Source organism: Moorella mulderi DSM 14980, assembly GCF_001594015.1.
Classification (GTDB): Bacteria; Bacillota; DSM-521; order Neomoorellales; family Neomoorellaceae; genus Neomoorella; species Neomoorella mulderi.
On record NZ_LTBC01000016.1, the window covers coordinates 55,886 to 63,583 of the forward strand.

General features: G+C 53.8%; 7 protein-coding genes and 3 pseudogenes. 3 read left to right on the forward strand and 7 right to left on the reverse strand.

The features are described from left to right. Positions 1 to 21: 21 nt before the first annotated feature. Genes MOMUL_RS13380 through MOMUL_RS17675 form a run of 3 tightly spaced genes read right to left on the reverse strand, consistent with a single transcriptional unit; the run spans position 22 to position 3,046 of the window. Positions 22 to 879, reverse strand: a complete 858-nt coding sequence (locus MOMUL_RS13380) for a UbiA-like polyprenyltransferase (RefSeq protein ID WP_062285599.1) — start codon at positions 877 to 879, stop codon at positions 22 to 24. After that, entirely contained in the window at positions 866 to 2,302 is a 1,437-nt protein-coding gene (locus MOMUL_RS13385) for a menaquinone biosynthesis decarboxylase (RefSeq protein ID WP_062285600.1), read from the reverse strand. Before MOMUL_RS13385 ends, MOMUL_RS13380 begins: the two co-directional genes overlap by 14 nt. Before the next feature lie 9 nt (positions 2,303 to 2,311). Further along, complete coding sequence (locus MOMUL_RS17675; RefSeq protein ID WP_062285602.1) at positions 2,312 to 3,046, reverse strand: globin-coupled sensor protein; 735 nt, start codon at positions 3,044 to 3,046, stop codon at positions 2,312 to 2,314. Between the two features lie 137 nt (positions 3,047 to 3,183). Between MOMUL_RS17675 and folE the strand changes: the two genes are divergently transcribed. Together folE and folB are read left to right on the forward strand one after the other, a co-directional pair. Beyond that, positions 3,184 to 3,741 carry a GTP cyclohydrolase I FolE gene (gene folE, locus MOMUL_RS13395; protein ID WP_054936221.1) on the forward strand — a complete coding sequence of 186 codons (558 nt, stop codon included), beginning with the start codon at positions 3,184 to 3,186 and terminating at the stop codon, positions 3,739 to 3,741. Between the two features lie 32 nt (positions 3,742 to 3,773). Continuing rightward, on the forward strand, positions 3,774 to 4,142 hold the full coding sequence (gene folB, locus MOMUL_RS13400; protein ID WP_062285604.1) for a dihydroneopterin aldolase: 369 nt from the start codon (positions 3,774 to 3,776) through the stop codon (positions 4,140 to 4,142). 267 nt (positions 4,143 to 4,409) lie between these two features. Here folB and MOMUL_RS15410 read toward each other — a convergent pair. The 3 genes and pseudogenes from MOMUL_RS15410 to MOMUL_RS15905 form a co-directional block, all read right to left on the reverse strand. After that, a pseudogene (locus tag MOMUL_RS15410) lies at positions 4,410 to 5,512 on the reverse strand (IS1634 family transposase); the annotation flags it as partial. A 24-nt stretch (positions 5,513 to 5,536) separates the two neighbouring features. Then, positions 5,537 to 6,148, reverse strand: a pseudogene (locus tag MOMUL_RS17680) (transposase); the annotation flags it as partial. A 144-nt stretch (positions 6,149 to 6,292) separates the two neighbouring features. Then, complete coding sequence (locus MOMUL_RS15905; RefSeq protein ID WP_062285609.1) at positions 6,293 to 6,595, reverse strand: IS110 family transposase; 303 nt, start codon at positions 6,593 to 6,595, stop codon at positions 6,293 to 6,295. Positions 6,596 to 6,881: 286 nt separating this feature from the next. Here MOMUL_RS15905 and MOMUL_RS13420 point away from each other — a divergent pair. After that, positions 6,882 to 7,397: pseudogene (locus MOMUL_RS13420) on the forward strand (transposase); the annotation flags it as partial. 30 nt (positions 7,398 to 7,427) lie between these two features. Here the strand turns inward: MOMUL_RS13420 and MOMUL_RS13425 are convergent. Continuing rightward, positions 7,428 to 7,698, reverse strand: a 271-nt coding sequence (locus MOMUL_RS13425; protein ID WP_153018361.1) for an integrase core domain-containing protein, incomplete at its 5' end; no start/stop codon positions are given.

The window sequence follows — 7,698 nt, forward strand, 5'->3', positions numbered from 1 at the left end:
ACTCCTTTTTCCAGCTTCCTTTCAGCGCCAGGTTAACGCCAGGAAGGTAAAGACAAACATGAGTACGCTTAAATAGCCATTCAAGTTTAAGAAGGCCAAATTTAAGCGTGAGAGGTCTTCCGGGGAAACTAAACGGTGCTCATAGATTAAGATTACGGCCGCCAGTAATACCCCCAGGAAATAGATTAAGCCCAGGTGCAGGAGCAAGCCCACCAGGGCCAGCATCAAGATGGCCAGGGCGTGCAGGTAGCGGGCTATGATCAGGGCCCTGGCCTTGCCAAAACGGGCCGGTATAGAGTGAATGCCGTAACGCCGGTCAAAATCGTAATCCTGGCAGGCGTAGATAATATCAAACCCCGCTACCCAGCTCCCCATGCCCAGGCCTAAGACTACGGCCGGCAGGTCAATGGCCGCCCGCACGGCCACCCAGGCCCCCACGGGGGCCAGGGCATCGGCCAGACCCAGGACCAGATGGCAGGCCCAGGTCCAGCGTTTGGTATAGGAGTAGATCACCAGGACAAAAACGGCAATGGGCAACAGCTGCACGCAAAGCCGGTTGAGCTGCATAGCCGCGTAAAACAAAAGGCCAAAGGAAAGGACAGTATACAGCCATACTTCGGCGGCAGATAAAAGCCCCCGGGGCAGGGCCCGCCCGGCCGTGCGCGGGTTCAAGGCATCAATATGGCGGTCAATGAGGCGGTTTAACGACATGGCTGCCGTCCGCGCCCCGATCATGGCCAGGGTGATCCAGCTGAGCTGGGCCAGGGCCGGCCGGCCGCCGGCCGCCAGGAAAGCCCCCAGGTAAGCAAAGGGGAGGGCAAAAATGGTATGCTCAAACTTGATCATTTCCAGGAAGATCTTTAACTTACGGCAGGCCATATTCACGCCACTTCCTGTCAATTAGTTCCAGAATCTCCCGGCTCATGCGCGCTTCCCGGGGCCAGGGCCGCGGGTACCCTTCCTCCGGCAGTTTCCGGGTGGCGTCCAGGCCCATCTTGCTACCGTAACCCGTATAGGCCGAGGCATGATCGAGGGCGTCCACCGGCCCGTCCACGATTACCACATCCCGCCGGGGCTCGATGTTACCCAGGACCCGCCAGCGCACTTCACCAGGATCATGCACATTTACATCGTCGTCAACGACGATGACCAGCCTGGTAAACATCATCTGCCCCATGCCCCAGAGGGCGTGCATGACCTTGCGCGCCTGGCCGGGATAGCTCTTGCGGATGGAGACGATAACGCAGTTGTGGAATACCCCCTCGGCCGGGAAGTTAATGTCCACAACCTCCGGCAGCTGGAGCTGGATCAGGGGCAAAAAGAGCCGTTCCGTTACCTTGCCTAAATAGACATCTTCCATGGGCGGCGGCCCCACCACCGTGGCCGGGTAAACGGCCTGGCGCCGCCTGGTCAGACAAGTCAGGTGAAAAACCGGGTAATAGTCGGCCGGCGAGTAGTAACCCGTATGGTCGCCGAAGGGGCCTTCCAGGCGCCTTTCGCGGACGTCCACATAACCTTCCAAGATGATTTCCGCCCGGGCCGGCACTTCGACATTCACCGTTAAGGCCGGGACCATCTCCACCGGTTCCCGGCGTAAGAACCCGGCGAAAAGCATTTCATCAAATCCCGGGGGCAGGGGGGCAGTAGCGGCATAAATCACGGCCGGGTCGGCCCCCAGGGCTACGGCTACTTCCAGGCGGTCACCACTCTTGCGCAGGTGTTCCGCCCCGTCCTTGTGGACCTGCCAGTGCATGCCGGTGGTGCGGTCATCAAATACCTGCATGCGGTACATGCCTACGTTGCGGCGGCCGGTAACCGGGTCGTGGGTGAAAACCAGGGGCAGGGTAATAAAGCGGCCGCCGTCTTCCGGCCAGAGCTGCAGTACCGGCAGTTCCGCCAGGGAAGGAGGCTCAACCCGTACCTCCTGGCAGGGGGCGGTTTTGACCCGGCGCGGAAGAAAACGGCCCAGCTCGGCCAGGCGCGGCAGGTGTTTTAGTTTTTCCAGCCAGCCGCCGGCCGTCGCAGGTAAATCAAGTAAAGCCCTTAACCTACCGGCCGGTTCCTCAAGGTCGGCAATCTGCAGGGCCGCTTTCACCAGCTCCACACTACCGAAAAGATTGGTGGCTACAGGCAAAGGGGAACCCTTAACCCGTTCAAAGAGCAGGGCCGGCCCCCCTTTTTTCACCACCCGGTCGGCTACGGCAGCAATTTCCAGGACCGGGTCGACTTCTACCTTCACCCGGTGGAGCATCCCTTTTTGTTCCAGATAGGCAAGGTAAGCCTGTAAATCCTCATGGGCCAATGTTTTTGATCACTTCCCCGTTTGCTGCATTCTGGCCAGGACCCGGTGGTTTTCCTGGACCTTCTGGGTGATATCTTTAGCCGACTGGGAAGTCCGGGCCGCCAGGTCCCGTACCGCCTGGGCCACCACCGAGAAGGTGCGGCCGTGCTCCCCGGCCCGGGCCGCTTCGATGGAAGCATTGAGGGATAGAATCTTCGTCTGCTCGGCAATATCGCCGATAATCCTGGCTACGGCAGCGATTTCATCATGGAAACGGGTCAGGTGCTGGAGCTGGTCAATAATATAGCTTTCAATGGCCAGCTGCATGTCAAAGACAAGCCTTTTGGTAAAAGCCTCCAGCAAGCGCAGGGCCAAATCAGGATCATCACCATGGTAGTGCCAGATAATGCGGTGAAGCTCACTGAAGTAAAGGCGATAGGACCCCAGGTACCACTTGGGATAGAGGCCGATTTCCTGGTGTTTCTTGCCAATGCGCAGGCGCCAGGATATATATTCTTCATCTATGGCCGGGGAGGTAAGGCTGATAAAATAGGCCTTCTGTGTCTGGGATAGTCGCTCTATCGTGCTGTGGTTTTTTATCATAGCATCAAGGTAAGGATACTGGACAAGCTGGTCATAAAAGTTTTTAACTACAGTATCAGCTTCTTTCATAAAGATATCTCTTTCCGCGTGCATCAGGGCCAGTTCCGCCTCACCAATACCCAAAAAACGCAATTGTTCGGTATAGGTAGCCGTGATGGTCATATTTCCACCCCCGCATTCTCCTGGATGAAACATATTTCGCTTTTGAAAGCCATTTTCCTTCTAAGTTCAATTGACTGGCCGTAAGATATATGTTTTAATGACAAAAAACAGCGGTAAATCGCCGGGGAGGAAAGATCATGGATAAAGAAAAAATCCGCCAGGCGGTAAGGATGCTTATTGAGGCTGTAGGGGAAGACCCGGAGCGGGAGGGCTTGAGGGAAACGCCGCGCCGTATTGCCGATATGTATGCCGAGATCTTCGCCGGTATCGACCGCGACCCGGGGGAAGAATTGACGGTCGTCTTTGATGAGCACCATGAGGAAATGGTGCTGGTCAAGGATATCCCCCTCTATTCCGTCTGCGAACACCATTTTCTCCCCTTCCTGGGGAAGGCCCATGTGGCCTATATACCGCGGGGCAAAATCACGGGCCTGAGCAAGCTGGCGCGGGTAGTGGATATCGCCGCCCGGCGGCCCCAGGTCCAGGAACGTTTAACATCGCAAATCGCCGATATTATCATGGAGAAGCTGGACCCCTACGGCGTGGTAGTCGTCATTGAAGCCGAGCATTTATGCATGAGCATGCGCGGGGTCAAAAAGCCCGGCCATCTAACCATCACCTCCGCCGTCCGCGGCCTTTTCCGCCGTGACCAGGCCGCCCGGGCGGAGGCCATGGCGCTGATCCGGGGCAAATAAGTGGTGAAAAACCTGCCATCAGGGAGGACGTTATGAGTAAGGATAAAATAATCCTGGACGGGCTGGAATTCTATGCCTTCCACGGCTGCCACCCTGCCGAGGAAGAGCTCGGCCAACCCTTCATCGTCGATGCCGAGCTCTTCCTGGACCTCGCCCCGGCCGGGCAGGCTGATGACCTGCAGGCCACGGTTAATTACGATGCGGTTTATCACCTAATCCGGGAGACCGTCACGGGGCAGCGCTTTAAACTCCTGGAAGCCTTGGCAGAGGCCATAGCTCAAAAAATCCTCACCTGTTTCCCGGTGGAAGAAGTGCTGGTGCGGGTAAAAAAGCCCCGGGCACCCCTGCCTGGGACCTTCAATTACGCCGCCGTAGAAATCCGGCGCCGCAGTAACCCCTAATAATTAGTCATCTGCCGTTGTATGCGAACTTGTCACGATAGAGTTGACCTTGCACGCTAGGGATGGGGTTGTATCAGAATAAAAATGAGTGTCATTTAGCACATTAAACTAACCACCATTTTTCACAATAACCCACATAGCAGGCAAAATCAGCAAGATTAGCAAATTATGGTCTCCTACTTTCCGGGATTTGCACATTAGCACATTAACCCGAGTTCGACAGTTGCTAGGTGAACAATAAGCGCAACAGCTTGTTGCGCAAGGGTTTTAGGGATCGGCTTTTTGGACGCGTGTTACTAGGGACCCTTTCTGGCCTTTTGTTTCAACCGCGATGATCTGGGGCGGTTCCTTTATACCAAGGGCCTTAAAGATATGCTGCTGGGGTGGGGTTGTTTCCGTCCTTTGGAGTACCCTGCCCTCAGGACCAACAAATTCGCCCAGGTGCATGCGTTCCAGGATCTGGCGGATGTTCCGCCAGCTATCCTGCACTTTCGTTTCAGCTACCCGGATTAGGAGCAGTCCCAGCCAACACAGGAGGACGTGGGCATGGATGCGGTCGCTCAGGCGATGATAGACCGGCCGTAGCTCTAAGGACTGCTTCATGGTGCGGAAGGCGTCTTCTACCTCAAGCAGTTGCTTGTAGCCGAGGGCCACGTCTTCAGCACTTATGGTATCGTCTGAGGTTCTTAACAGGTATTTGCCGTCCAGCTTCTCTTCAGCTTTCACTTTGACCGCGTCGATATACGGTTGCCCTTTCTTGCCGGTCTTGAGATAGCGGCCATAAGTGGGATGGGCAATGAGCTGGCAGCAGGCTTTAGTATGGGGTTCGCCTTTGAGGTCCCCAATGGCCGCTAATTCTTCCTTGAGGCGGGCCAGGATTTTCTCCCGCTCCAGTCTGTCTTTTTCTGCTTCTTTAGGGTTGCGTACCAGGATATATCGTACCCTTTTTTCGCCGTCGCCGACGATAACTTCTTTAACTTCAAGGTTATCCTTGACAGTTTTGTAACTGCCCGGCCGGGCCAGGGCCTCTGCCACCGTATTCTTGCCGCTGCGCATCTTTTCGCCGGCAATGTAGTGGCCGCCGGCGCGCTGGAGGTAACGGAGATTATCTTCCGAAGCAAAGCCGCGGTCAACAACGGTGATGACCCACCCAGTTGCCAGCCCACCAGGTCCTTTTTGACTTGCTCGATTACCGCCATGTCGGCGGTGTTACCCGGCCAGACCCAGCAGCGCACCGGCAGGCCCTCCCTGGTGACAGCCAGGCCGATTACCACCTGGGGTAAATCCGGACGGTGGTCCTTGGAGTTGCCTTTACGCCGAAGGTGCTGCTTATGGTCCTCCGGATTATCCTCCTCTTCCACTTCAAAGTAGTATTCCGGCTCCCGCACCCGGACAGAATTAGCCGCTTCAATGAGGTAGTACCGTAAGTAATAATTACCGGACCTGGTGAGGGGAATATCCTCCGCAGTAAACTTGCTGGACTGATGCTGCCGCCAGGTCAGGCCCGCGAATTTAGCAAGGGCAATGTGGTTCTTAAACCTGGAGATGTCACCTATTTCCGCTACTATGCCGGCAGTATAAACAGGCCCTATACCAGGAACAGTGTCTAGCGTTTGAGGAATGGCTTTTAGTTCTTTAGCAATGACCTGATCGATTTTCTTCTGCTGGCTTTCAAAGAACCGGATCGTCTCCAGGGACATGGCCAGGGTAATATCGACAGCATTCCGCATTTTAGGGTTTAAACAGTAGGAATTGCGGGCCGCCTGTTTAATTACCCTGGCCATCTCCGGGACATCCTTCAAGCGGTTATTACCGTGTTGTAGCATCAGGTCGACCAGTTCTTCCACCGGCATATTAGCTATCTCATCAGGGGTCAGTTTGCCAACGACAGCCCGGGAGGCCTGCCCGAACAAATCGGAGAAGGGGCATTCCTTCTGGTAGGTAGAGAACTTAAGGAATATCAGATTGAGGGCCCTGTTCTTCTCGCGGGTAAGGTTAGTGACCATATGATAGCGAAACCGGGTTAGCCGTTACAAAGGAGCATAGGTCATATAAGAAGGGGTGTTGGACGTACCCATCCAAACCGCAAGCAATCAGCAATAACCCGGGCATCCAAGGCGTCGGTCTTAGCCATATCCGGGTAGATACGCTTAAAACCATCGATTACCTTGGTTAATCACCGGTATTTCAGCATCAAAAGCAGTTAATTCAGGAGCCTCATGTAGGGTCTGGGAAAGGTGCCACCAATACAGGTTAGTGGTCTCCATGCCAATCTTAACCTTATCAGCATCAATAAGCTCAGCTTCAGCAACAATCCTTTCCACAAGCCTTTCAGCCCCAGGGAGGTCGTTGGAAACGCTGAAATCGCAGACATCTTCACCGGTATCATTAAGGTTGCGGACCACATTTGTGTCGGACCCTATATCGATACCGACAAAAAGGGTTTTTCCCATAGCAAAAACACCTCCTTTCCCGGGGAAATAGCGAAGCAAAATTGGGGTATCCTTGGGAACCTGACGTAACAGCAACCTTCCTGATGAGCACCGACCCTTAAGAGATTGGTGCGCAGCTCCTTGCTGAAGGGAGAACCTCTAAAGGGCGTGCGACCCGTGTGTAAGCGGTTGCCGCCAGGCCCGGGGAGCAGTCTCCAAAAGCACTAGCAGCCTGTGTGAATAATTAACGCATAAAAACTTTCGAAGAAACCAGGAATTTAATGAAGTGGTGTCGAAACAATAAAGTATGAGGAAGAAGTTTATAGATTACAATCCGGAACAGCTGTTGTTATTACCTCCTTCGCTAAAGGATTGGCTGCCGCCAGAACACCCTGCACATTTTATAGACGAGGTGGTAGGACAACTCGACCTATCACCCATCATAGGTGATTATAGTGAGCTGAGGGGCAACCCTCCCTATAATCCCTATATGATGGTGAAGGTCCTGTTTTGTGGGTACTGGCGGGGTATCAGGTCCTCAAGGAAGATCGAAAGAGCTTTGTACGAAGACATAGGCTTCAGGTTTTTGTCGGCCAACCAGCAACCCAATTTCTGGACTATCGCGGCCTTCAGGCGACGTCACCATGAAGCGGTGGGAGAAATTTTCCAGCAGACAATTCAATTAGCCCAAAAAGTCGGGCTGGTTAAGCTGGATCATGTTGCTGTAGATGGTACCAAGATCAAGGCTAATGCCTCCAAACATAGTTCCATGAGTTATGGCTACATGGTCAAAGAAGAAGAAAAGTTACGCCAGGAGATAGAACAATACGGGCTGACCCCCTAACATTGGACATCAGGCACAAATTGGTAAGGCTTTTACAAAATTACGCTGAAAAGCATCATAATATCCCGATGGAGTTAAATAACCAATCTTCGAGTGGATACGGACATTGTTATAGTAGTCCATAAACTTATATATCACCTCATAGGCCTCCCTGAAACTATTAAATTCGTACCGTGCCAGGCATTCCTCCTCCAGGATGCTGTGAAAGGACTCGATATGAGCATTCTTATTGGGCGTTTTGTAGGGGATAAGCTCATGCTCTACCCCTAGATCCTTGCAG